Source organism: Rhodoferax sp. RT4P68 (genome assembly GCF_056521305.1).
The window spans coordinates 93,153-118,988 of sequence record NZ_JBWMBB010000001.1 but is presented as its reverse complement, the minus strand read 5'-3'; the positions used below and the strand labels follow the sequence as shown (position 1 = coordinate 118,988).

The 25,836-nt window shown below is 70.9% G+C and carries 7 protein-coding genes and 1 tRNA gene; 3 read left to right on the top strand and 5 right to left on the bottom strand.

Annotation, left to right across the window (positions count from 1 at the left end):
- Positions 1-72 precede the first annotated feature (72 nt).
- Positions 73-1,014, top strand: coding sequence for a LysR family transcriptional regulator (locus tag AC099J_RS00510; RefSeq protein ID WP_479613239.1), 942 nt, complete (start codon positions 73-75; stop codon positions 1,012-1,014).
- Positions 1,015-1,018: 4 nt separating this feature from the next.
- Here AC099J_RS00510 and AC099J_RS00505 read toward each other — a convergent pair whose 3' ends face one another.
- A complete protein-coding gene (locus AC099J_RS00505; RefSeq protein ID WP_479613238.1) occupies positions 1,019-1,237 on the bottom strand; it encodes a SlyX family protein in 219 nt (72 codons plus the stop codon).
- A 66-nt stretch (positions 1,238-1,303) separates the two neighbouring features.
- Between AC099J_RS00505 and AC099J_RS00500 the strand changes: the two genes are divergently transcribed.
- Positions 1,304-1,379 (top strand) — tRNA-Ala (locus AC099J_RS00500).
- Positions 1,380-1,436: 57 nt separating this feature from the next.
- Here the strand turns inward: AC099J_RS00500 and AC099J_RS00495 are convergent.
- The 4 genes from AC099J_RS00495 to AC099J_RS00480 form a co-directional block, all read right to left on the bottom strand.
- Positions 1,437-8,630 carry a response regulator gene (locus AC099J_RS00495; RefSeq protein WP_479613237.1) on the bottom strand — a complete coding sequence of 2,398 codons (7,194 nt, stop codon included), beginning with the start codon at positions 8,628-8,630 and terminating at the stop codon, positions 1,437-1,439.
- A gap of 242 nt (positions 8,631-8,872) precedes the next feature.
- Positions 8,873-15,946: a response regulator gene (locus AC099J_RS00490; RefSeq protein WP_479613236.1), complete on the bottom strand. Its 7,074-nt coding sequence runs from the start codon at positions 15,944-15,946 to the stop codon at positions 8,873-8,875.
- A 121-nt stretch (positions 15,947-16,067) separates the two neighbouring features.
- Positions 16,068-22,988 (bottom strand): response regulator, encoded by a 6,921-nt coding sequence (locus tag AC099J_RS00485; protein ID WP_479613235.1) that lies wholly within the window; start codon positions 22,986-22,988, stop codon positions 16,068-16,070.
- 278 nt (positions 22,989-23,266) lie between these two features.
- Positions 23,267-24,190, bottom strand: coding sequence for a LysR family transcriptional regulator (locus tag AC099J_RS00480; protein WP_479613234.1), 924 nt, complete (start codon positions 24,188-24,190; stop codon positions 23,267-23,269).
- Positions 24,191-24,302: 112 nt separating this feature from the next.
- Here AC099J_RS00480 and AC099J_RS00475 point away from each other — a divergent pair, with 112 nt between their 5' ends.
- Positions 24,303-25,835 (top strand): CoA-acylating methylmalonate-semialdehyde dehydrogenase, encoded by a 1,533-nt coding sequence (locus AC099J_RS00475; protein WP_479613233.1) that lies wholly within the window; start codon positions 24,303-24,305, stop codon positions 25,833-25,835.
- Position 25,836 lies beyond the last annotated feature (1 nt).

The following is a 25,836-nucleotide window of genomic DNA, read 5'->3' as shown; positions in this document are numbered from 1 at the left end:
CGGAAGCCGACCATTGTTCGGGCGCTCCGACAGTTGGACAATGACGGCATATCAAACTTCACTTGACGGTTCATGCAAGTAAAGCCCGCCACCCGCGAGCGCGCCCTGCTGGGCCAGCTGGACGACATGGACCTGCGCCTGCTGCGCGTGTTCCGCAGCGTCGTGCAGTGCGGCGGCATGACGGCGGCCGAGCTGGAGCTGAACATCGGCACCTCCACCATCAGCCGCCATGTGAAAGACCTGGAGACGCGGCTGGGCCTGGTGCTGTGCCGGCGCGGCCGGGCCGGCTTTGCGCTGACGGAGGAGGGCCAGCGCGTCTTTGATGAGACGCGGCAGCTGCTGGCCTCGGTCGACGCGTTTCGCAGCAGCATCGACGACATCCACGGCCGCATGGGTGGCACGCTGGAACTGGCGCTGTTCGACAAGACCGCCACCAACCCGGCGGCGCACATCGACGACGCCATCGCACTCTTTTGCGAACGCGCGCCGGAAGTCACGCCCAGCCTGCATGTGGCGTCCATCAACGAGATCGAGCGCGGCGTGATCGACGGCCGTTTCGCGCTGGGCATCATCCCCGCCCACCGCAGCTCGCGCAGCCTGCGCTACACCGAGCTCTTCGGCGAAACCATGCTGCTGTACTGCGGCAGGCGCCACGCCCTGTACGGCGCCGACCACGCGAGCCTGACCTGGGCGCGCCTGCGCCAGCATCCGTTCGCCGGCCTGGCCTACCACTCGCCCAACATGGAGCTGAGCCACCGCGAGCAGCTGGTGCGCCGGGCTTCGGGCTTCGACCAGGAGGCGATTGCCACGCTGGTGCTGTCGGGCCGGTTCCTGGGGTTTCTGCCCGACCACTACGCCGCCGGCTTCGTCGCCCGGGGCCTGCTGCAGGCCGTGGCGCCAGAGCGCTTCTCGTATGCCTGCCAGTTCGTCAGCCTGTTGCGCCGCTCACCCCAGCCCTCGCGTGCTGCACTGCTGCTGCAGGAATGCCTGGCGGCGGCGCACCAGGTGCCGTAGCCCGTCAGTAATGCGGCGGCAGCTCGTCGCGCACGTTGCGGCCGGCTGCCTGCCCGGCCTCGGGCAGCTGCTGTCGCAACAGCGCCACCTGCTGCTGCAGCAAGTCGATCTGCTGTTGCTGGCGGTAGACCGTCAGGTTCAGCTGGTCCAGCAGGTCATCGGCATCGCAAGCCTTGAGCTCCAGGGCATCGAGTCGGCGCGCTACGGGGTCTTGGTCGTCCATGGTCGGGGATTGGACACCATGACGGTGGCGCGGCCTTGCAGGCCAGGACTAGAATTTATTTCGCGTGGGGGGGTAGCTCAGCTGGGAGAGCGCTGCGTTCGCAATGCAGAGGTCGGGAGTTCGATCCTCCTCCTCTCCACCACTTCAACCGCGTGGCCCGCGCCACGCCACTCCCCCATCCCACGGCCGCCCGCCCCGCTCAGCGTTCCGCCAACGACGCGACCAGCAGGCGCGCCGCCGCGTCGAACTCATAGTTCTCGATGGCTGCCGCCATCTCTGCGCAAGCCGGGCCGATCGCGGATTCCAGCGTCAAGCGATGCTCGGCGAAGTAGTTGACCGCGTCGCCGTCGCCGTGTTCTAGCAGGCTGCGCAGCCGCTCACAGATGGTGGCAATTGCGGCGCTGTCTTGACCGCTGGGCGCTTGAGCGACCGGCGCGCCCGCCGCACTCGTCGCGACCGATGCGACCGGCGCCACCGGCAGAGCGGCCGCCAGCGCGTCGGCCAACGGGTCCAGCAGCTGCGCCAACCGTTCCAACGCCGGATTCAGAGCGGGCAGCACGGTGCCGCTGCCGATGGCCATCTCGACCTCGGCGGCTTGGGCCTGCAGCGCGGTGGCGCCCAGGTTGCCAGCCAGGCCGCGCAGCGTGTGCGCCAGGCGCCGTGCCAGCTCCGCGTCGCCGGCCTGCAGCGCGCTACAGATCTGCGCGGGCACCAGATTCTGGGTGCGCGCGAACTTGCCCAGCAGTTCCAGGTACAGCGCCTGCTTGCCCATCACGCGGCGCAGGCCCAGGGCGACGTCCAGTCCGGTGATGCCCACGGGCAACACGGCGCCGCCCGCAGGCGCCGGGCCCGGCGTCTGGGCGGGCGCCTTGGAAAGCGTCTGACCCGGCGTCCGGGCGGGCGCCTCGGAAGGCGTCTGACCCGGCTTCTGGACCGGCATCTGGTGCAGCGTCTGACCCGACGTCCGATCCGATGTCTGACCTGACGTCTGATCCGACGTTTGACCCGGTGTCTGGTTCAGCCCCTGGTCGGGCGCTGCTGCCGGCGCCCCGTGCGCCACCGGCAACCCCGGGCGCGGGCGGATCCAGCGCGCCAACGCCAGCCACAACTGTTCGGGCTCGATCGGCTTCATGACGAAGTCGTTCATGCCGGCGGCCGCGCACAGGTCGCGGTCCGATGGCATGGCGTTGGCCGTCATCGCCAGGATGGGCAGCGCGTCGTGCACCCGCTCCTGGCGGATGGCGCGGCTGGCAGCAACGCCGTCCATCACGGGCATCTGCATGTCCATCAGCACCACGTCGTACGGAGACCCTTCGACCTGCGCAAGGGCCACCTTGTCCACCCCGATGGCGCCGTGGTCGGCCACGTCCACCACGAAGCCGGCCTGCTGCAGCAGCTCGCAGGCCACCTGCTGGTTCAGCTCGTTGTCTTCCACCAGCAGGATGCGCGCGCCGCGCAACGCGGCCAGGGCTGCCAGGGCGGCTTCGCCGTGGTCGTGATCGTCCTCGCGCCCAAGCGTCGCGTGGCCGAACACGCGCAGCAAGCTGTCCCGCACCGAGGAGGCGTTGACCGGCTTGGCCAGCATGTCCGCCATGCCCAGCTGCGCCGCCTCGCGCGCCAGGTCTTCGCCGCTGTAGCCGCTGACCAGCACCAGCCGCGGCGCCGGCTCCAGCCGCAGCGACTGGATCTGCACGGCGGTCTGCAGCCCGTCCATGCCCGGCATCTGCCAGTCCAGCGCCACGACGTCGAACGCCAGGGCCGCAGCGGCCGCCTCGCGCACGGCCTCTACCGCCGCAGCGCCGCTGTGCACCCCCTGCACCGCGAAGCCTTCGGCGCGCAGCACCTGCGTGAGCACCCTGGCGGCGCTGTGGTTGTCGTCCACCACCAGCACGCGTCGCCCACGCAGGTCGGCATGAGGCAAGGCGGCGCGCGTTGGCGATTCGCGCACGCCCACCCGCGCCGTGAACCAGAACGTCGAGCCCGCGCCCGGCGTGCTGTCCACGCCCACTTCGCCGCCCATCAGCTCGGCCAGCCGCTTGCTGATGGCCAGGCCCAGCCCGGTGCCGCCGTAGTGGCGCGTGGTGGCGGCGTCGGCCTGCTCGAAGCTCTGGAACAGCCGCCCGATCTGTTCGGGCGAAAGGCCGATGCCGGTGTCGCGCACCTCGAAGCGCAGCAGCAGTTCGCTGTCGTCCTGTTCCTGGACGCGCACGGCGATGCCGATCTCCCCGCGCTCGGTGAACTTGACGGCGTTGTTGGCGTAGTTGATGAGCACCTGGCTCAACCGCAGCGCATCGCCCACCAGGCTTTGCGGCACGTCGGCGGGCAGGTCGCAGATCAGCTCCAGGTTCCTGGCCTGGCTCTTGGCGGCGATCAGGCTGGTCACGCTGTCCAGCAGCTCGTCCAGCGCGAACGGCGCCTGCTCGATGCGCATCTTGCCGGCCTCGACTTTGGAGAAGTCCAGGATGTCGTTCAGGATCCCCAGCAGGTGCTGGCCGGACTGCTGGATCTTCTGCACGTAGTCGCGCTGGCGCGCGTTCAGCTCGGTCTTGAGCGCCAGATGCGACAGGCCGATCACCGCGTTCATTGGCGTGCGGATCTCGTGGCTCATGTTGGCCAGGAACGCGCTCTTGGACGCATTGGCCGCGTCGGCTGCGTCGCGCGCCTGGCGCAGCTGGGTTTCGATGGTCTTCAGTTGGGTCACTTCCACGGAGATGCCGCACAGGCCGGTGGGCGTGCCTGCCGCATTGCGCAGCACGAACTTGTTGACGATGAAGTGGCGCAGACCCGTGGAAGTGGCGACAGCCAGTTCATAGGGCTGCACCAATTCGCCGGCCATGGCCTGACTGTCGGAGGTGACCATGTCCTGCGCCCCCTGTCGCAGGTCGAGGAATTCCGAGGTGTGCAGGCCGACAAACGACTGCCCCGGCTTGCCGATCAAGGCGCCATACGAGGGGCTGTGGGCCAGGCAATAGCCGTCCGGCGACTTGACGAAGATCGGTGTCGGCGAGTGCTCCATGATGCCCGTCAACCAGGACTGGCTGCGGTCGAGCTCCTGTGTGCGCGCGGCCACCATGGCCTCCAGGTCCCGGTACAGCTGCGCGTTCTCGTACGCGGCGGCGAACTGCGCCGAGATCAGCCGCAGGGTCTCCAGCTGGGTGGCGTGCAAGGTCGTGGCGGCATGGCGGTTCTCCAGGTAGAGCAGGCCCACCGTCTGCCCGCGCAGCAGGATCGGCAGCGCCGCCAGCGACTGGACCTTGCGCGCGCGCAGCATCGGGTCGCGCGAGAGGCGCGCGTGCTGGCGCAGGTCGGGCACCAGCAGGTGCGTATCGCCCTGGGCCAGGTAGTGCAGCACGGGCGGCGGGATCTGCAGGGCCAGGCCGCTCGCGCCGCCAGCGGCCGCGCCGCTGCTTGCCACCCGCTGCGCACCCAGGTCGAACTCGGCATGCTCGCGCCATTGCCCCTCCTCACGCCAGCACAACACGCCGTATTCGGCACCGGCGTACTGGCGCACCAGGTCCAGCACCACGCGCAGCAGCAGGGCCGGATCGCGCTCGGACATCAGCGCCTGGCCGGCAGCTGCGATGGCCTCGATGTCCAGGCGCTGGTGCAACGGCGCCTGCTGCGCGCGGTGGGCCTCGGCCTGGAACACGGTCAGCATCTCGCCGGCGTCCTGCCGGCGCCGGGCGCTGCGCAGGCGCGCCACCTGGCTGCGCGCGCCCCACTGCTCGAAGGCCTGCAGGGCCTGGGCCAGATAGAGGTCTGCGGCGCGGCCCAGGCCCTGCGCGCGGTAGCAGGTGGAGGCCAGCTCGCAGGCCAGGGCGTGGTGCCAGGGGCGCTGCACCGCAGCGGCGTCGATGCTCTCCTCGAACCGCCCGGCGGCGGTGGCGAAATCGCCTTCGGCCCAGGCCCGCATGGCCTGCACCAGCATCAACATGTGCTGGAAGTTCGCTGGTGCATCGGCGGCGCGCTCGGCCAGCCATTGCTGCAGTGGCTCCAGCTCGTCCAGCCACGCGGCGCGCTCCGCGCCCGCTGCCGCCTGGCGCATGGCCTGGCACAGCGCCAGCGCCCGCATCCAGCGCCGCAGCGCGAACAGATAGGTGTTGGGGTACAGGGTCCGCGCCATGGCCTCGCGCGTGTGCGCAAGCGCCTGCGCCCAATCGGCCGACAGCACCGTCGTCACGGCCTGGTAGACGGCCAGCTTGGCGAGCGCCAGCGGGCTCGCGGCCATCCGCTCGGCGGCTTCGGTCTGGGTGGCACTGTCGTGCAGCGTGGGGCTGTCGCCGACGGCGAAGCGCGCCAGCTGCTGGAACACGGTGTAGATGCCCAACGCGATGCGGTTGTTGCTGCGGCGCGCCAGCACCAGCGCACGCTCGACCTGCTCATCGAGCTGGTGCAGGTGCGGCGCCGTCTCGAAGGTAGCCACGAGCCGCCAGACCAGGTTGTCGGCCTGCAGATAGTGGTCGCCCAGCTGGCTGGCCAGGTGGTCGATCTCGCGCAGATGGGCGAAGCGGACCTGCAGCGGCTCGGTCCAGGTGCCGATGAAGTTGGCCCAGCGGTACAGCATGCGGCTGCGCACCTGGTCGCTGGCCAGCCCCGGCGCCATGGCCAGGCCGATGCGGCCCAGGCGGCAGCCCAGCGCGTAGTCGTTGCGGTAGTGCGCCAGCGGCGTGGCCGCGCCGGTCAACGCGTGGGGCAGCCAGGGAAAACGGCCCCGCTCGCAGCCCAGCCGGATCAGCCGCAGATTGCACCAGAACAGCAGGGGAACCTTGTCCATCACCGGGTTGAACTGGCAGGTGATCAGCAGATGGGCGGCGGCTTGCAGGGCGCGGTCTTCCAGCAGCGGCAGCTGCAGGAACCAGGCGTCGTCGTGGCCGCGCATGTGCTGCGTCAGCCGGTCCATCTCCTCGGACACCCAGTCAGAGGGGTCGGGCCCGGGCGCGGGCAGGCCCAGCAGGGCGGCGCCCTGCAGCAGCAGCGCCATCGACGCGTCGAAGCGGCCGCGCAGCGTCAACGACTTGGCCTGCAGGTCCAGCGACTCATACAGCGCCAGTGGCTCGGTCGCCACCCAGGGGCGCAGCGTCTCGAACAGGCGGTCCATGATGTCGTAGCGCGCAAGCGCGTAGGCGGCTGCGTGCGCCAGTTGCCCGATCGCCCGCGTGCGCAGCGGCTCTGGCGGCAGCCGCGTCAGCAGGGTCTGCGCGCCGTCCAGAAAGCGCAGCGCATGCGAGGCCGCGCCCTGCGCCAGCGAGCGCCGCCCGGACGCCACCAGCAGCTCCAGCGCCACCGCCTGCTCGGCCGGATCGGCCAGGCCGTCCAGCGCGGCCAGATAGTGGTTGGCCGGGGCCATGGGGGCGTCGCCCGGCGTGGCGTTGGCCAACAGCGCACGCGCCAGGCCCAGGTGCCAGCGCTGCCGCGCGGGCGGCGTCAAGAGGCCGAGCGCGGCCTCCTGCATGCGGTCGTGCGAGAAGCCGATCGACGCTGCCGGGCCGGCACGGCCGCAGACGATGCCGCGCTGCATCAGTGGCAGCATGTCTTGCTCCACCTGCGCCAGGCTGCTGTGCTGCACGGCGGCCAGCAGCGCGATGTCCACCGCGCCGCCCAGGCAGGCACAGCCGCCCGCCAGGTCCTGCACCTGCACGGGCATGCGATGCAGCTCGGCGATCAGCCCGGCCACCAGGTTGTCGGACTCGGGCAGCGCGGCCAATGCCGTCGCGTCCCACTGCCAGCGCCCGCGCACACGCCGCAGCTGCCCGGCATCGAACAGGCGGCGCACGTACTCCAGCACGAAGAAGGCGTTGCCCTCGGTCTTGCGGTGCAGTTGCGCGGCCAGCCAGGCCAGCTCCTCCTGCCGGCTGTCCAGCACGTCGGCCAGCAGCGCGGCCACGGTGGCCGGGCTCAGCCCGCCCACCTCCAGCTCCACCAGCGCGGTGCCGACCCGGCGCAACTGCGCCAGCATGGCGGCCAGCGGGTGGGCGGCATCGACCTCGTGCTCGCGGTAGGCACCGATCAGCAGCAGCCGGCCCCGGCTGTGGTCCACGGCCATGGATTCCAGCAGCGCCAGCGAGTCGGCATCGGCCCACTGCAGGTCATCGAGGAACAGCACGCAGGGCACGCCGGCGTCCACCACCGTGCTGCACACGGCGGCCAGCACGCGCCGCATGCGGGGCAGCACCGCCGCGTCGTTCACGGGCGCAGACGGCACGCCGCCCTGCGGCCACAGCAGCGGCGCAAAGCCCGGCACGGTGTGCACCAGCAGCGCCGCGTCGCCCTCCAACCGCTGCAGCAGCTGCCGGCGGATCTCGCCCAGCCGCTCGGGCGATTCGGCACGCCAGAATTCGGCAACGTCGGCCAGCGCCTCGGCCAAACCGCTGAAGGGCCGCAGGCGCTGGTACTGCGTGTACTTGCCGCTGGCGATCAGGCCCTGGCGCGCACTGACGAAGGGAAGCAGCGCGTGCACCAGGGCCGATTTGCCGGCGCCCGAATAGCCCCGCACCAGGGCCACCCGACCGTGCGGGCCTTGCGACGCGGCGTCGGCGTCCAGCGCGTGCTGCAGCCGGTCCAGCGCGTGTTCGCGGCCGAACAGCCGCGAGGGCCGCGTCGGCTGGCTGCGGCGGTCGTCGGCGCCGGGCACCAGGCCGTCGGCCCGGCCATCCAGGCAGCGGCGCAGATCCTGCCGCAGGCCGTGGGCCGACTGGTAGCGGTCCTCCGGCTGCTTGGCCAGCAGCTTGGCCACGATGGCCGACAGGCCAGCGGGCAGATCGGGTCGCAGGCTGTCCAGCGGCGCGGGCACCCGCGTCAGCAGCGCATGCAGCAGCGCCAGCGGTTCGGTCTCGGCACACGGGGGCTGCCCGCTCAGCAGCCAGTAGCCGATGGCGCCGAGCGCGTAGTAGTCGGCCCGGTAGTCCACCGCGCGCGCCATGCGGCCAGTCTGCTCCGGCGCGCAGAAGGGGCGGGCCAGGTCCTGCGGCGCGGCCAGGCGCAACTCGGCCTCGATGTGGCGCTGCGCCACGGCCTGGCTGAAGTCCAGCAGTGCGACGCGACCGCTGGCCGGGTCGACCAACAGCTTGGAGGGCGCCAGATGACCATGGAGCACCCCGCGCTCGTGCACCTGCTCCAGGATGTCGAGCAGGCCCATGAGGAACAGGCAGGCCTGCTGCGGCTGCGCGCGCAACAGCAGCACGGCCTGCGTGAGGGCCTGCCCCGGCAGGCGGGACTGCACCAGCAGCTCGCCGGCCTCGTCGGCATGCAGCAGCCGGGCGACGCCCTGCACGCCGTCCAGCAGCTGCAGGATGCGGGCTTCGTTGCGCAGCTCGGCGCTGTGCGCATGGCCGGGTCGGGCGGTCTTGCACACGGCGGGCACGCGTGCGTCGCCCCAAGGCAGTTCGGCGACCACGTGCCGACCGTCCTGGCTGAGCACTGCGAGGGGTTCCGGTATCCGTGCGATTGCCGTCATAGAGCCTGCAGGGAAGCGATGCGGCGCAAGGACGCACCACAGATTTGCACCGTCTTTCAGACCATACCACCGGGCATACACGGCCAGCAACCGGGCGAATGCGCGGCAACGTATCTGAGGATGGCGCGTTGGCGCGCGCCCAGGCGCTGACGCGCCGGCCCGCCTGCCACGCGCTCAAGCGCTCAACGGGCTGCCGGCGCCGCGTCGGCCAGCAGCGTGCAGGCGGTGTCGAAGTCGTAGTTTTCGATGGCCTGCGCCAGCGGACCGCAGGCCTGGCCGAGGGCCGCCTGCAGCAGCGCGCGGTGCTCGGCGAAATAGAGCTGCGCGCTGGCGTCGCTGCCCTCCAGCAGCGTGTGCAGTTGCCGGCACACGGCCTGCACGGTGGCCTGGTCCACCATCACGCCGGGGGGCGCTGCCGCAGGGGCAGCAGGGGCAGCAGGCAGAGCGGCCCGCAGCGCGCGCACCAGCCCACTCAGCAACCGCTCCGCCTCGGCCAGCGCCACATCAGAGGTTTCGCCGCGCTCGATGGCCATCTCGACCCTGCCCGCCTGCGTCTGCAATGCCGTGGCGCCCAGATTGCCAGCCAAGCCGCGCAGCGTGTGTGCCAGGCGCTGGGCCAGGCCCCGGTCATCGGCATGCAGCGCCGTGCGGATCTGTGACGTCACATCGGCCTGCGACGCGCAGAACTTGCGCAGCAGTTCCAGGTACAGCGCGCGGTTGCCCAGCACGCGGCGCAGGCCTTGCTGCACGTCCAGACCCGCCACGTCGGTGGGCAGTTCCTGTGCCGCCGTGGCGGGCGCGGGCGCTGTGTCGGCCGGCTCTGCGTCCGGGCGCACCGGCAGCCCGGGGCGCGGGCGAATCCAGCGCGCCAGCGCCAGCCACAAATGCTCCGGCTCGATCGGCTTTACGACGAAGTCGTTCATGCCGGCGGCCGCGCACAGGTCGCGGTCGGACTGCATGGCGTTGGCCGTCATCGCCAGGATCGGCAGCGCCGCGTGCCGCGCGTCGGCGCGGATGGCGCGGCTGGCGGCCACGCCGTCCATCACCGGCATTTGCATGTCCATCAGCACCACGTCGTAGGGCTGGCCTGCCGCCAGGGCGCGGGCCACCATGTCCACCCCGATGGCGCCGTGCTCGGCCACGTCGACCACGAAGCCGGCCTGCTCCAGCAGCTCGCAGGCGACCTGCTGGTTCAGCGCGTTGTCCTCCACCAGCAGGATGCGTGCGCCGCGCAGCACGGCCAGCGCCGCCAGCCCGTCCTCGCCGGCATCGCGCACCGCGCTCGGGGTGCGGGCGGCATGGCCGAACACGCGCATGATGGTGTCCAGCAGGACCGAGGCGTTGACCGGCTTGGTCAACACCTCGGTGATGCCCAGGTGGCCCGCCTTGCGCGCCAGGTCTTCGCCGCCATAGGCCGTGACCATGATGGCGTGGGGCGGCTGGGGCAGCTCCAGCGCGTGGATGGCGGCGGCCGTCTGCAGCCCGTCCATGCCCGGCATCTGCCAGTCCAGCGACACGATCTCGAACGGCTGGCCGGCGCGCGCGGCATCGCGCAGGGCCTGCAAGGCTTTGGCACCGGAACGCACGTCCAGCACGTCGAAGCCCACAGCCAGCAGCATCTGCGCCAGCACATGGGCTGCGTTGTCGTTGTCGTCGACCACCAGCACGCGGCGCCCGCGCAGGTCGATGCTGGGCAGCAGCCGGCGCGGCTGGTGCGCGCGCACGCCCACCTGCGCGGTGAACCAGAAGGTCGAGCCGGTGCCCGGCGTGCTGTCCACCCCCACATGGCCGCCCATCAGCTCGGCCAGCCGCTTGCTGATGGCCAGGCCCAGCCCGGTGCCGCCGTAGTGGCGCGTGGTGGAGGTGTCGGCCTGCTCGAAGCTCTGGAACAGCCGGCCGATCTGCTCGGGCGACAGGCCAATGCCGGTGTCGCGCACTTCGAAGCGCAGCACCGCCTGCGCGCCGGTTTGCTCGAGCACGCGCACGGCGATGCCGACCTCGCCGCGCTCGGTGAACTTCACCGCGTTGTTGGCGTAGTTGATCAGGACCTGGCTGAGCCGCAGCGCATCGCCGGTCAGGCTGCAGGGCACCTCGGCCGGCAGGTCGCAGATCAGCTCCAGGCCCTTGGCGTAAGTCTTGGCGGCCAGCAGGCTGGTGACGCTGTCCAGCAGTTCATCGAGCTCGAACGGCGCCTGCTCGATGCGCATCTTGCCGGCCTCGACCTTGGAGAAGTCCAGGATGTCGTTCAGGATGCCCAGCAGGTGCCGGCCGGACTGCTGGATCTTCTGCACGTAGTCGCGCTGGCGCGGGTTCAGCTCGGTCGTAAGCGCCAGGTGCGACAGGCCAATCACCGCGTTCATCGGGGTGCGGATCTCATGGCTCATATTGGCCAGGAAGGCGCTCTTGGCCGCGTTGGCGGCGTCGGCCTCGTCCTTGGCCTGGCGCAGCTCGGCCTCGGTGGCGCGCAGCGCCGTCACGTCCAGCGACATGCCGCACACGGCCGTGACGGCGCCGGTTTCGTCGCGCAGGCCGAACTTGTGGATGAAGTAGTGGCGCGAGCCCGTGGGCGTGAGCAGCTCCAGCGGATAGGGGGGCACGGTCTCTCCGGCAAACAGGCGCTGGTCCGCGTCGTCGGCCGCGATGCCGGCGTCGCGCGTCTGCAAGACATCGCGCAGCCGGCGGCCCACCACGGACGCATCTGGCGGCAATCCCAACGAGACGGCGTAGGGGCGGTTGTGCAGCACGCACACGCCAGCGGGGTCTTTCACAAAGATCGGCACCGGTGCGTTGTCCAGGATGGCCTGCAGCGTCGCCTGGCTGCGGTGCAGTTCGCGCGTGCGCGTGTCCACCATGGATTCGAGCTGCGTGTAGAGCTGGGCGTTGTCGTAGGCGGCGGCGAACTGCGCGCACATCAGGTGCAGCGTGGCCAGCTGCGCCTCGTGCAGGGTGGTCGCGGTGTCGCGGTTCTCCAGGTACAGCAGGCCCACCGGCTCGCCGCGCAGCACGATGGGCAGGGCCGCGAGCGATCGTGCGCCACTGCCCAGCAGGTCGGGGTCTTGCGAGAACCTCGGGTTCTGGCGCGTGTCGTCGAGCAGCAGGGACTTGCCGCTCTGCGTGACGTAGTGCTGCACGGCCGCCGGGATGCGCAGCAGGAATTGCTGGGCGGGCCTGGCGCTCTTGCCGTCGGCGATGCGCTGGCCCTGCGGGTCGAACTCGGCACGCTGCAACCATTGCTCGCCCTCGCGCCAGCACAACACGCCGTACTCGGCGGCCGCATATTGCCGCACCAGGTTGAACAGCACGCCGGCCAGGGTGGCCGGGTCACGCTCGGAAATGAGCGCCTGCCCGGCGCTGGTGACGGCTTGCGTGTCGATGCCGCGGGCGTCCGCGCCGCCATCCGCGCCCTCTGACGCGCGCGCAGCGTCGGCGCGCAGGATGGGCAGCAACGCCTGCGCCTGCGGGCGGTGCTGCAGCCCGCGCAGCCGTGCGGCCTGACCGGGCGCACCCCATTGCGCATACGCCTGCACGGCCTGGGCCAGGTACCAGTCGGCTGCCCGCATGATCTTGCGCGCACGGTAGAAGGCGTGGGCCAGCTCGCAGGCCATCGCAAAGTGCCAGGGCCGGTGCGCGCTGGCGTCGATGGCGGTGTCGAAGCCGTGTGCGGCCGGCTCGAAGTCCTGCCGCACCCAGGCCTGCATGGCGCCCACCAGCAAGGCCATGTGGGTGAAATTGGCCGGCGCATCGGCGGCGCGCTCCTCCAGCCAGCGCGCCAGCGCGTCGATTTCGGCGCTGTGCGCCGTGTGCTCGGCCGCATCGCTTTGGAGCACGGCCTGGCACAGCGCCAGCGCACGCAGCCACTGGCGCAGCGCGAAGGTGTAGGAGTTGGGCAGCATCCGCGTCTGCAGTGCCTGGTCGCTCTCCAGCAAAGCCTGCGGCCAGTTGCCGGCCAGCGCCGGGGCCACGATGCGGTAGGCCGCATGGAGCGGGCGCGCATAGGCGCTGGCCGCGATGCGTTCGCGCAGCTGCGGGTCGGCGCTGGTGTCGCCGGGCGCGGCGTTATCGCGCGCGACACGCGTGAGCCACTGGAACAGGCCGAAGCAGCCCAGGGTGCCGCTGTTGCGCGTGCGGCGCGACAACGCGAAGGCCCGCTCCAACACCGGCTCCATGCGCTGCAGATGCTGCGCGGTGTCGAACACGGTCTGCAGTTCCCACGCCAGGTTGTCGGCCGGTGTGTCGGTATCGCCCAGGTCACTGGCCAGGTGCTCCATGTGGCGGTGGTGCGCGAAGCGTGCCTCCAGCGGCTCGCAGAAGGTGGCCACGATGTTGGCCCAGCGGTACAGGGCGCGGCTGGTGTCGCGCGCGTTGGCCAGGCCGGGCAACAGGCGCAGCCCGATGCGACCGAGCCGGCAGCCCAGCGCATGGTCGTTGCGGAAGGTGGCCAGCGGTGTGAGCGCGCCGGTGAGCGCCTCGGGCAGCGCGCTGAAGCTGCCCTCCTCCCAGCCCAGGCGGATCATCCGCAGGTTGCACCAGGAGCCCACCTCGGGTCCATCCTGCATCGGATTGGCCTGGGCCACCATGACCAGGGCAACGGCGGCCTTGCGCGTGGCGTCCCGCAGCGGCTGCAGGCATTCGAACAAGGCATCGCCTCGTTCGCGCATGCGCTGCGCCAGCAGGTCCAGCTCATGGTCCATGGCGGCCCGCCATTGGCCGGGCGCGGGCAATGGCAAGCCCAGCCGCGCCGCGCCATCGAGCGCCATGCGGGCCGATGCGTCATTGAACCCGCGCAGCTTGAGCGACCGGGCCTGCAGCGACACGGCCCCCTGCGTAGCCAGGGGCGCCGCCTGCAAGGCGGGCTGCAGCTCGGCGAACAGCGCATCCATCTCTTCGAAGCGCGAGTGCGTGAACAAGGCGGCGTGCAACAGCAGCGCGATGTCGCGCGTGCGCTCTGCGTCCGCAGGCAGCCGGGGCTCCAGTGCCCGGGCGCCTTGCAGGAAGCGCAAGGCGTGTGCACTCGCACCCTGTGCCATCGAGCGGCGGGCGGCATCCACGAGCAGTGCCAGCGCAGCGGCGCGTTCGTCCGCGTCGTCCAGGATGTCCAGCGCCTGCAGGTAGTGCGTCGACGCCGTGATGGTGCTGTCTTGCGCCGGGCGCCGGGCCATCACGCGTGCCAGGCCCAGGTGCCAGCGCGCCCGGGCCGGTGCGTCGAGCAGCGCCAGTGCGGCTTCCTGCATGCGGTCATGGCAAAAGCGCAGCTGGCCGGGCATGCCGGTGGGCAGCTCGTCCGGCGACACGGCTCCCACCGCCAGGGTGCTGGACAGGATGCCACGCTGCAGCAGCGGCAGCATCTGTTGCTCCAGCACACCGGCAGAGTGCCGGCGCACGGCGGCCAGCACCTCGATGTCGATGGCGCCGCCCATGCAGGCACAGCCGCAGGCCAGGTCCTGCACCTCCTCGGGCATGCGGTGCAGTTCGGCGATCAGTCCGGCGACCAGGTTATCCGAGCTGGTCAGCGCAGCCAGCGCCTGCGCGTCCCAGCGCCAACGGCCCTGTGTGCGCTGCAGCTGGTGCGCGTCGAACAGCCGGCGCACGTACTCGAGCACGAAGAAAGCGTTGCCGGCCGTCTTCGTGTGCAAGGCTTCGGCCAGCGGCGCCAGCTCGGCTGGCGCGGCGTCCAGCACGTCCGCCAGCAAGGCGGTGACGGTGGCCGGGTCGAGGCCGCCGACGCGCAGGTCCAGCACCCCGGTGCCGGCCTCGCGCAGGTGTTCCAGCATGCCGCTGAGCGGGTGTGCCGCATCGACTTCGTGGTCGCGGTAGGCGCCGATCAGCAGCAGCGTGCCGCGGCTGTGGTCCAGGCCCAGCGCGGCCAGCACGGCCAGCGAGTCGGCGTCGGCCCACTGCAGGTCGTCGATGAACAGCACGCAGGGCGTTCCCGCGTCACGCAGCGTCTCGCACAGCGCGGCCACGGCCTGGCGCATGCACACCCGCAACGGGGCCTCGGCCACCGTTTCGGCGGGCGGCTCGGCCTGCGGCCACAGCAGCTGCGCGAAGCTGGGCACGGTGCGTGCCAGCAGGTTCGCGTTGCTGCCCAGGCGCTGCAGCAGGCGCGCGCGGATCTCCTGCAGCCGCTCGGGCGGCTCGGCGCGCCAGAACTCGGCCACCTCGGTCATCGCCTCGGCCAGGCCGCTGAAGGGTTTGAGACGCGTGAACTGGGTGTACTTGCCGGCGGCGACCAGCCCACGGCGCACGCTGACGAAGGGCACCAGGGCCTGCACCAGGGCGGACTTGCCGGCCCCGGAATAGCCGCGCACCAGCGCGATGCGGCAGGCGCCGCCGCCCGGACCGAGCGCGGCCTGCAGGCTGTGCAGTGCCTCCTCGCGGCCGAACAGGCGCGACGGCCGGGTCGGCTGGATGCGGTGGTCGTGCGCGCCGGGGCAAAAGTCCGGCGCCGCGCCGTCAAGGCACTTCTGCAGGTCCTGGCGCAGGCCGTGGGCGGACTGGAAGCGCGCCTCCGGGTTCTTGGCCAGCAGCTTGTCCAGAACGCTGGACAGCGCTGCGGACACGCCCGCGTTGACCGACCGGGCCGCTGCTGGCGGCCGCGTCAGCAGGGCGTGCAACAGGGCCAGCGGCGCACTCTCGGTGAAGGGCGGCTGGCCCGTCAGCAACCAGTAGCCGACGGCGCCCAAGGCGTAGTAGTCGGCCCGGTAGTCGACCGAGCGCGCCATGCGCCCGGTCTGCTCCGGTGCGCTGTAGGCCAGGGCCAGGTGCTGGCGGCCGACGTGGCGCAACTCGGCCTCGATGTGCTGCTGCGCCACGGCCTGGCTGAAGTCCACCAGGCCCGCGCCGTGCCCGTCCGCCAGCACTAGCAGCTTGGTCGGCGAGATGTTGCCGTGCAGCACCCCGCGCAGGTGCACCTGCTCCAGCACGTCCAGCAGCGAGAGCATCCAGCGCAGCACGGCGGGAGCATCGTTGCGCAGGCCGGCGGCCACCTGCAGCAGCCGGCTGCCGCTCAGGCGCGACTGCACCAGCCATTCGCCGGCCTCGTCCGCCTCCAGCAACTGCGGAACGCCCACGATGCCCTGCAACAGGGCCAGAATGCGTGCCTCGTTGCGCAGGCTGGCCTGGAGCAAGTGTCCGGAAAGGCTGGACTTGCGCACCGCAGGCAGCTGCGCCGGGCCCCACTCCAGTTCGGTGACGACGTGCCGGCCGTCCTGGCTCAGGACGGCAGGGAAATCAGGTACCCGTGCGGTTGCTGTCATGGAGCCTGCAGGGAAACGATGTGGCGCACGATGCGCTGCAGATCTGCACCATGTTTCAAACCATACCACCCGCCGCACTTGACCGACAACCGATCAGATGGGTGGACGGGCCGCCGGTCCGTTAGGTCGGCCCGGACCCCGGGGCGGCGCTGTCCAGCAGCGTGCAGGCGGTGTCGAAGTCGTAGTCGTCGATGGCTTGCGCCAGCGCACCGCAGGCCTGGCCGAGCGCCGTCTGCAGCAGCGCGCGGTGCTCGGCGAAATAGAGCTGCGCGCTGGCGTCGCTGCCCTCCAGCAGCGTGTGCAGTTGCCGGCACACGGCCTGCACGGTGGCTCGGTCCACCATCACGCTGAGGGGCGCTGCCACAGGGGCGGGAGGCAGAGCGGCCCGCAGCGCGCGCACCAGATCCGTCAGCATCAGCTCTGCCGTGGCCAGAGGCGCATCGAGGGCCTCGCCGTGCTCGATCGCCATCTCGACCCTGCCTGCTTGTGTCTGCAACGCCGTGGCGCCCAGGTTGCCGGCCAATCCACGCAGCGTGTGCGCCAGGCGCCGGGCCAGGCCCCGATCGCCGGCCTGCAGCGCACTGCGGATCTCTGTGGGTACGCCAGCCTGGGACACGCAGAACTTGCGCAGCAGCTCTTGGTACAGCGTGCGGTTGCCCAGCACGCGGCGCAGGCCCTGCTGCACGTCCAGGCCCGGCACGTCGGCGGGCAGTTCGGACGCCTGCGCGGCGGGTGCGGCTGGCGCATCGGCGGGCTCGGCATCCCACTGCACCGGCAACCCGGGGCGCGGGCGGATCCAGCGCGCCAGCGCCAGCCATAGCTGCTCGGGCTCGATGGGCTTCATGACGAAGTCGTTCATGCCGGCGGCCGCGCACAGTTCGCGGTCCGACTGCATGGCGTTGGCCGTCATCGCCAGGATGGGCATCGCGTCATGGGCGCGGTTCTGGCGGATGGCGCGGCTGGCGCTCACGCCGTCCATCACCGGCATCTGCATGTCCATCAGCACCATGTCGTACGGCGACCCTTCGGTCTGGGCCCGGGCCACCTTGTCCATGCCGATGGCGCCGTGGTCGGCCACGTCCACCGCGAAACCAGCCTGCTGCAGCAGCTCGCAGGCCACCTGCTGGTTCAGCTCGTTGTCTTCCACCAGCAGGATGCGCGCGCCGCGCAAGCCGGCCAACGCCGCCAACGCGACTTCGCCCTCGTCCGGCACGACCCGCTGCAACTTGGTGGCGTGGCCGAAGACGCGCATCAAGGTGTCCAGCAGCACCGAGGCGCTGACGGGCTTGGCCAGCACTTCGGTGATGCCCACCTGCGCAGCCTTGCGCGCCAGGTCTTCGCCGCCGTAGCCGCTGACCATCACGAGACGCGGCGGTGGCGCGAGCCCCAGCGCCTGGATCTGCACGGCCGTCTGCAGCCCGTCCATGCCCGGCATCTGCCAGTCCAGCGTCACCAGCTCGAACGGCCGGCCCGCCCGCGCTGCGTCGCGCACCGCCCGCACGGCGTCCAGCCCCCCATGCACGGTCTCGACCTCGAAGCCGTCGAACTGCAGCATCTGCGTGAGCACATGGGCCGCGTTGTCGTGGTCGTCCACCACCAGCACACGGCGGCCGCGCAGGTCGACCGGGGGCAACTGCGCGCGTGATTGCTGTTCGCGCACGCCAAGCCGCGCCGTGAACCAGAAGGTCGAGCCCGCGCCCGGCGTGCTGTGCACGCCCACTTCGCCGCCCATCAGCTCGGCCAGCCGCTTGCTGATGGCCAGGCCCAGGCCGGTGCCGCCGTACTGGCGCGTGGTGGAGGTGTCGGCCTGCTCGAAGCTCTGGAACAGCCGGCCGATCTGCTCGGGCGTGAGGCCGATGCCGGTGTCGCGCACCTCGAAGCGCAGGAACGCCTCGTGGTCGGTCCGCTCGAGCATGCGCACGGCAATGTCGACCTCGCCGTGCGACGTGAACTTCACGGCGTTGTTGGCGTAGTTGATGAGGATCTGGCTCAGCCGCAGCGCATCGCCCACCAGGCTTTGCGGCACGTCGGCCGCCGGGTCGCAGACCAGTTCGAGGTTCTTGGCCTGGGTCTTGGCGGAGATCAGGCTGGTCACGCTGTCCAGCAGCTCGTCCAGCTCGAACGGAGCCTGCTCGATGCTCATCTTGCCGGCCTCGACCTTGGAGAAGTCCAGGATGTCGTTCAGGATGCCCAGCAGGTGCTGGCCGGACTGCTGGATCTTCTGCACGTAGTCGCGCTGTCGCGCGTTCAACTCGGTTCTGAGCGCCAGGTGCGACATGCCGATCACCGCATTCATGGGCGTGCGGATCTCATGGCTCATGTTGGCCAGGAACGCGCTCTTGGCCGCGTTGGCTGCGTCGGCCGCCTCCTTGGCCTGGCGCAGCTGGGCCTCGGTGTTGCGCAGCGCCGTCACGTCCAGCGAGATGCCGCACACCGCGACGACCTCACTGCCGTTGCCGCGCAGCCCGAACTTGTGGACCAGGTAGTTGCGCCGTCCCGCAGGGGTCAAGAGTTCCAGCGAATAGGCCGGCACCGGCTTGCCTTCGAACGCGAGTGCGTCCGCCTGCGCCACCACCGGGCTCACGTCGGCAAGCGAGACGAAGTTGGCCAGGCGCTGCTCCACGAGAGAGGTGCCTGGCGGCAGGCCCAGCGATTCGATGTAGGGCGCGTTGTGCAGCAGGCAGCGCCCCTCTCGGTTCTTCACGAAGATGGGCACGGGCGAGTTGTCGATCAGGGCGCTCAAGGTGGCCTGGCTGCGTTCCAGCTCTTCGGTGCGGGCCGACACCATGGCTTCCAGGTGGCTGTAGAGCTGGGCGTTGTCGTAGGCGGCGGCAAACTGCGCGCACATCAGGCGCAGGGTTTCCAGGTGGTCCTCGTGCAGCGCGGTGGCGGTGTCGCGGTTCTCCAGATAGAGCAGGCCCACGGTCTGCCCGTGCAACACGATGGGCAACGCGGCCAGCGACTTGACGCCGTTGCCCTGGATGTCCGGGTCCTGCGAGAAGCGCAGGTGCTGGCGCACGTCGTGCAGCAGCAGCGCCTGGCCGCTTTGCGTGAGGTAGTGCTGCACCGGCAACGGGATGTGCAGCGTGAAGGCCTGCTCGGCAGTCGCGCCCCGGCCGCCGGCGATGCGCTGGCCCTGCGGATCGAACTCGGCGCGCTGCAGCCACTGCTCGCCCTCGCGCCAGCACAGCACGCCGTATTCGGCCGCCGCGTACTGGCGCACCAGGTTGAACAGCACGCCGAGCAAGGTGGCGGGGTCGCGCTCGGAGATCAGCGCCTGCCCGGCGCTGGTGACGGCCTGGGCGTCGATGCGCTGGGCGCCCTCGGCCGCACGCGCGGCGTCGTCGTGGAACACCGGCAGCAACACCTGCGATCCAGGCCGGCGCCCCAGGCCGCGCAGCCGCGCCGCCTGACCGACCGCGCCCCATTGCTCGAAGGCGTGCAGTGCCTGCGCGAGGTAGATATCGGCCGCGCGCGTGGGCTGCGCGGCACGGTAGAACTGCGCGGCCAGTTCGCACGCCACCGCGTGGTGCCAGGGCCGGTGCGGTGCGGCGTCGATGGCGGCTTCGAACTGGCGCACGGCCTGCGCGATGTCCTGCGCCACCCAGGCGCGCATGGCGTGCACCAGCAGCGCCATGTGCGCGAAGTTGGCCGGGGCCTCGGCGGCGCGCTCGTCCAGCCACTGCGCCACAGCAGCGATCTCGGCCTGCGTGGCATCACGCTCCACGGCATCGCCGCGCAGCAGGGCCTGGCACAGCGCCAGCGCCCTCAACCAATGGCGCAGCGCGAAGAAATAGGTGTTGGGCAGCATGCGCACCTGCAGCGCCTGCTGGCCTTGCACGAGTGCCTGCGGCCAGTCGCCGCGCAGCGCTGCGGCGACGATGGAATAGACCGCCAGCTGCTGCCGTGCGAAGGTGCTGACGGCGATGCGTTCGCGCATCTCGGGGTTGGCCCCGGCCTCGTCCAGTGCCGGGGCCTGGCCCCGGGCGTACAGCATCAGCCACTGGAACACGGTGAAGCTGCCCAGCGTCATGGCATTGCGCGTGCGGCGCGACAGCGCAAAGGCGCGCTCGACCACGGGCTCCATCCGCTGCAGATGGGGCGCGGTCTCGAACAGGGCGGCCAGCTCCCAGACCAGGTTTTCCGCCGGGGTGTCGGTGTCGCCCAGGTTGTTGGCCAGGTGCTCCATGCGCCGGAAGTGGCCGAAGCGCGTCTCCAGCGGTTCGCAGAACGTGGCCACGATATTGGCCCAGCGCGACAGGGTGCGGCTGGTGTCGCGCTCGTCGGACACGTCGGGCATCAGCGCCAGGGCGACACGGCCCAGGCGGCAGCCCAGCGCGTAGTCGTTGCGCAGCGTGGCCAGCGGCGTGAACGCGCCCGTCAGCGCATTGGGCAGCCCGACGAAGCGGCCCTGCTCCCACCCCAGGCGGATCAGGCGCAGGTTGCACCACGAGCCGGTTTGGTGCCGGTCGGTCATGGGGTTCATCTGCGCCACGTTGAGCAGCTTCGCCGCCGCCAGCAGGCGCGCATCTGCCAGCGCCGGCAGGCCCTCGAACAGCGCATCGCCCTGGGCCTGCATGCGCGCGGTCAGGAGGTCCAGCTCACCGTCCATGGCCGCGGCCCAGTCGTCGGGCCCGGGCGAGGTCAGGCCGAGCAGGTTGGCGCCGTCCAGCGCCAGGCGGATGGACTCGGCATTGCGCCCGCGCAGAAACAGGGCGCGCGCCTGCAGCGCCACGGCATCGTGCAGGGCCAGTGGGTCGGTCTGCATGTCGGACTGCAGCGAGGCGAACAGTTCGTCCATCTCCTCGAAGCGTGAGTGTGTGAACAGGGCCGCGTGCAGCAGCAGTGCGATCTCGCGCGTGCGCAGCGCATCGGGGGGCAGCCGCGGCGCCAGCAGGCGCGCGCCCTGCAGAAAGCGCAGCGCGTGCGCGGTGGCGCCTTGCTCCATCGAGCGACGTGCCGCCTGCACCAGCAGCGCCAGCACCGCCGCTTGCTCGCCGGGGTCCTCCAGGCCTTCGATCGCCTCCAGGTAGTGCACGGCGGCGGCGATCAGCGCGTCCTGCCCGCCTGCCCGCGCATGGCGTGTGGCCAGCACGCGCGCCAGGCCCAGGTGCCAGCGCTCGCGCGCCGGCGCATCCAGCAGCGCCAGCGCCGCCTCCTGCATGCGGTCGTGGCAAAACCGCAGCTGGCCCGGCATGCCGGTGCGCAGCTCGTCGCGCGAGACGGCCCCCACCGCCAGCGTGCTGGACACGATGGCGCGGCGCAGCAGCGGCAGCATCTGCTGCTCCAGCACCGCCGCCGACACCTGGCGCACTGCGGCCAGCGCGTCGATGTCGATGGCCCCGCCCAGGCAGGCGCAGCCGCCCGCCAGGTCCTGCACCTCCACAGGCATGCGGTGCAGCTCGGCGATCAGCCCGGCCACCAGGTTGTCCGAATTGGGCAGTGCGGCCACGGCCTGTGCGTCCCACTGCCAGCGGCCCTGCACGCGTTGCAGGGCGCGCGCATCGAACAGCCGGCGCACGTACTCCAGCACGAAGAAGGCGTTGCCTGCGGTCTTGGCGTGCAACTCTGCGGCCAAATCCTGCAGCTCGTCGGGCGCGGCGTCCAGCACGTCGGCCAGCAGTGCGCGCACGTGGGCCGGCTCCAGCCCGCCGATGCGCAGCTCCAGCAGCGTGGTGCCGGCCTCGCGCAGATGCCCCAGCATGCGGCTGAGCGGGTGCGCGGCATCGACCTCGTGGTCGCGGTAGGCGCCGATCAAGAGCAGCGTGCCGCGGCTGTGCTCCAGCCCCATGGATTCGAGCACGGCCAGCGAGTCGGCATCGGCCCACTGCAGGTCGTCGATGAACAGCACGCACGGGGTGCCGGCGTCGCGCAACGTGTCGCACAGCGCGCCCAGCGCCTGGCGCATGCGTGCCAGCAATGGCGCGTCCACTTCGGGCGCACTGGGCGGCGGCGCCTGCGGCCACAGCAGTTGCCCGAAGCTGGGCACGATGCGCGCCAGCAGCGCGGCATTGCTGTCCAGCCGCTGCAGCAGCCGCGTGCGGATCTGCGCCAGCCGTTCGGGCGACTCGGCGCGCCAGAACTCGGCCACCTCGGTCAGCGCCTCTGCCAGGCCGCTGAAGGGCTTGAGCCTGCGGAACTGCGTGTACTTGCCGGCCGCGACCAGGCCGCGGCCCATGCTGACGAAGGGCACCAGCGCCTGCACCAGGGCCGACTTGCCGGCGCCCGAATAGCCGCGCACCAGGGCGACACGGCAGCCTGTGTGCGCCGGGTTCAGGGCGGACTGCAAGGTCGCCAGCGCCTCTTCGCGCCCGAACAGGCGCGAGGGCCGCGTGGGCTGGATGCGGTGGTCGTCGGCGCCGGGCGCAAAGTCCGCCGCAGGTTCGTCCACGCAGCGCTGCAGGTCCAGACGCAGACCATGGGCGGATTGGTAGCGCTCCTCGGGGTTCTTGGCCAGCAGTTTGGCCAGCAGCGCGCTGACGGCCAGCGCCACGGCGGCGTTCAGCGTGCGGGCGGGCACGGGTGGGCGCGTGAGCAAGGCGTGCAGCAGCGCCAGGGGCTCCGTCTCGGTCAGCGGCGGCTGGCCGCTCAGCAGCCAGTAGCCCACCGCGCCGAGCGCGTAGTAGTCGGCCCGGTAGTCCACCGAGCGGGCCATGCGGCCGGTCTGCTCGGGCGCGCTGAAGGGCAGCGTCAGGTGCTGGCCGCCCAGGTGGCGCAGTTCGGCTTCGATGTGGTGCTGCGCCACGGCCTGGCTGAAATCCACCAGGCCGGCGGCGTCGCCAGGCAGCACACGCAGCTTGGCCGGCGAGATGTTGCCGTGCAGCACGCCGCGCGCGTGCACCTGCTCCAGGATGTCCAGCAACGACAGCAGCCAGCGCAGCGCGGTGGGCACGTCTTCACGCAGCTGCGCGGCGGCCTGGGGCAGCGGCGTGCCGCCCAGTCGGCTGAGCACTAGCCAGTCGCCCGCCTCGTCGGCCTCCAGCAGCTGCGAGATGCCCTGGATGCCTTGCAGCAGGCCCAGGATGCGCGCCTCGTTGCGCATGCCCACTCCGCGCGCACGCCCCGCGCGCACGGACTTGCGCACTGCTGGCTGCGCAAGGTCACCCCAGGTCGTTTCGGTAATGAGGTGTCGCCCGTCCGCGCTGAGTGCGGCCGATGGCTCCGACGGTGCTGCAGCCGACATGGAAGATGCGGGAAAGCCCTGACCAAACGATGACGAAAGCCGTGCATGCGCGCAGCACAGCAACGCAGATTTGCGCACTCAACACACCATACCATCGGGTATATAGGATTGATGAACGTTACAAATGTGCCGTTTTGTCACGTAGAAAATCCATGCAAAAACGCAGATCGCAAATGCGTGACAAAAGTCACAACCGCACGCGGTACGTAGGGTGAGTACGGGCGAATCGCATACAGGTTCTGGCTGAAGGCGCCTTCGACCTGCCACTTGGGCAGCACCTGTTGCAGCTGGCCCGTCTTCAAGGCGGCCTGGGCGCTGAAATCGGGCACCAGCGCGATGCCCAGGCCGGCCAGCGCGGCGTCGCGCAGCGCCTCGCTGTTGTTGGCGGCGAACGGGCCGGTCACCGGCACCACGACGCGCGCATCGCCCTGGCGCAGTGTCCAGCCCGGGGTGTCGCTGGGGCGTGGGTAGTGCAGGCAGTCGTGCGCGCGCAGGTCGTCCGGCGTGGCCGGGTGACCCTTGCGCCGCAGGTAGGCACGGCTGGCCACCAGCACCGACTGCGTGGTCGCCAGCAGCCAGGCCACATGGGTCTCGGGCGGCGCGGCCGTGTGGCGCACGGCCAGATCGAAGCCTTCCATGGCCAACGTGCGCAGGCTGTCGGACATGTCCAGCTCCAGCCGCACCTGCGGGTGGGCGCGCAGGAACTCGGGCAGGCACGGCACCAGTTGCTGGCGCGCGAAGGCCACGGGCGCCGTCACGCGCAACAGGCCGTGCGGCGCGGCGGCCAGATCGCGCACGGTGGCAAAGCTCTGCTGGATCTGCTCGAACGCGCCGCGCGTGCCGTCCACCAGCCGCTGGCCAGCCTCGGTCAGCCGCACGCTGCGCGTGGTGCGCTGCACCAGCGGCACGCCGGCGGCGCGTTCGAGCTCGGTGATGCGCTGGCTCATGGCGGCCTTGCTGATGGCCAGGCGCGCGGCGGCCGCCGTGAAGCTGCCGTGTTCGCCGAGCACGGCCAGGCTGTGCAGATGCGGCCATAGCGCATCGATCTTGTCGGGGTTCATGGCCTGCATTGTTCAGCAAACTGAACAATCAATTCAGGCAGGCGGCCTGTACAAGCGCTGGCCGGCTTCCTAGACTGCCGCCTCCAGCCACCACACGCAAGCGAGACACACCATGAAGCGCGATCTGCCCGCCACCCCCGCCTACACCGACAGCGCCGAAGTCGCCCACTTCATCGGCGGCCAACCCACCGCCGGCCAGGGCACGCGCACGCAGCCCGTGTTCAACCCCGCGCTGGGCACCGAAGCGCGCCAGTTGCGCCTGGCCGCGCGTGAAGACGTCGACGCCGCCGTGGCCGCCGCGCAGGCCGCGTTCCCGGCCTGGGCCGACACACCGCCGATCCGCCGCGCGCGCGTGCTGAACAAGTTCCTCGAACTCGTGAACCTGCACAAGGACGCGCTGGCCGCCATCATCACGGCCGAGCACGGCAAGGTGTTCACCGACGCGCAGGGCGAGGTCTCGCGCGGCATCGACATCATCGAATTTGCGTGCGGCGTGCCGCAGCTGCTCAAGGGCGATTTCACCGACCAGGTTTCCACCGGCATCGACAACTGGACGCTGCGCCAGCCGCTCGGCGTGGTGGCCGGCATCACGCCGTTCAACTTCCCGGTGATGGTGCCGATGTGGATGTTCCCGGTGGCGATTGCGGCCGGCAACTGCTTCATCCTGAAGCCCAGCGAGCGTGACCCTTCGGCTTCGCTGTTCATCGCCAAACTGCTGCAGCAGGCCGGCCTGCCGGACGGCGTCTTCAACGTGGTGCAAGGCGACAAGCTCGCCGTCGATGCGCTGCTGGAGCACCCCAACGTGAAGGCGATCAGCTTCGTCGGCTCCACGCCGATCGCGCAGTACATCTACGAGACCGGCGCCCGCCACGGCAAGCGCGTGCAGGCCCTGGGCGGCGCCAAGAACCACATGGTGGTGATGCCCGACGCCGACATTGAACAGACCGTGGACGCGCTGATCGGCGCCGGCTACGGCTCGGCCGGCGAGCGCTGCATGGCCATCTCGGTCGCGGTGCTGGTGGGCGATGCGGCCGACAAGGTGATGCCGCTGCTGGCCGAGCGCGCGAAGAAGCTGGTCATCAAGAACGGCATGGAGCTGGACGCCGAGATGGGCCCCATCGTGACGAAGCAGGCGCTGGAGCGCATCGAGGGCTACATCGACATCGGCGTCAAGGAAGGCGCCGAGCTGGTCGTCGACGGGCGCGGCCACAAGGTGGCGGGCCACGAGCAGGGTTTCTTCACCGGCGGCACCTTGTTCGACAAGGTCACGCCCGAGATGCGCATCTACAAGGAAGAGATCTTCGGCCCGGTGCTGGCCTGCGTGCGCGTGCCCGATTTGGGCACCGCCGTCGACCTGATCAACGCGCACGAGTTCGGCAACGGCGTGGCCTGCTTCACGCGCGACGGCAACGTGGCGCGCGAGTTCGCGCGACGCATCCAGGTGGGCATGGTGGGCATCAACGTGCCGATCCCGGTGCCCATGGCCTGGCATGGTTTCGGCGGCTGGAAGAAGAGCCTGTTCGGCGACATGCACGCCTATGGCGAAGAGGGCGTGCGCTTCTATACGAAGCAGAAGTCCATCATGCAGCGCTGGCCGGAGAGCACGCCCAAGGGGGCGGAGTTCGTGATGCCTACGGCGAAGTAGG

Bases quoted from the DNA above. Each gene is read 5' to 3' on its own strand.
- AC099J_RS00510 (WP_479613239.1), top strand. From the start codon at position 73: ATGCAAGTAAAGCCCGCCACCCGCGAGCGCGCCCTGCTGGGCCAGCTG.
- AC099J_RS00505 (WP_479613238.1), bottom strand. From the start codon at position 1,237: ATGGACGACCAAGACCCCGTAGCGCGCCGACTCGATGCCCTGGAGCTC.
- AC099J_RS00480 (WP_479613234.1), bottom strand. From the start codon at position 24,190: ATGAACCCCGACAAGATCGATGCGCTATGGCCGCATCTGCACAGCCTG.
- AC099J_RS00475 (WP_479613233.1), top strand. From the start codon at position 24,303: ATGAAGCGCGATCTGCCCGCCACCCCCGCCTACACCGACAGCGCCGAA.
- AC099J_RS00485 (WP_479613235.1), bottom strand. From the start codon at position 22,988: ATGCGCAACGAGGCGCGCATCCTGGGCCTGCTGCAAGGCATCCAGGGC.
- AC099J_RS00490 (WP_479613236.1), bottom strand. From the start codon at position 15,946: ATGACAGCAACCGCACGGGTACCTGATTTCCCTGCCGTCCTGAGCCAG.